Below are 491 nucleotides of genomic sequence, written 5' to 3'. Positions count from 1 at the left end.
GACTTAAATCAAATGTAACGCGTTCATTGGAAACATGATGTATCCGGTCATTGCCAACCTTGCAGATTGTTTTTGACCAGTTCAGTCAAAGCCTGAATCCATGCGGGGTGGTCGTTCAAGCAGGGGATGTAGCGGTATTCTTTGCCTCCGGCTGCGTGAAATTGCTCGCGCCCCATAATGGCGATCTCTTCCATGGTTTCCAGACAATCTGCCATAAAGCCCGGACAGAATACGTCCAATTTGCTGACGCCTTGTTTGGGCAGTTGGTCAAACAGGGCTTGTGTGCTGGGCGTTACCCATTTTGCTTTGCCAAATTGGCTTTGGAAGGAAACGATGTATTCTTGTTCGTTTAAGTTGAGCGCTTGGGCAAGAAGTTTTGCGGTGTGGCGGCATTCGTCGGGATACGGGTCGCCGTCATCGTAATTTTTTTGCGGAATGCCGTGAAAGCTCAACATGAGTTTCTCGCCGCGCCCGTGTTCTTTCCAATAGGC

General features: G+C 49.5%; 1 protein-coding gene. It reads right to left on the bottom strand.

Features of this window, described 5'->3' with window-relative positions; genetic code table 11:
- Positions 1–47 precede the first annotated feature (47 nt).
- A partial coding sequence (hemH, locus tag ACTHUR_RS19260) for a ferrochelatase (protein ID WP_440400393.1) occupies positions 48–491 on the bottom strand: 444 nt, incomplete at its 5' end.

This window comes from Neisseria sp. P0021.S007, assembly GCF_051956855.1.
This window is presented reverse-complemented; position numbering and strand designations above follow the sequence as displayed.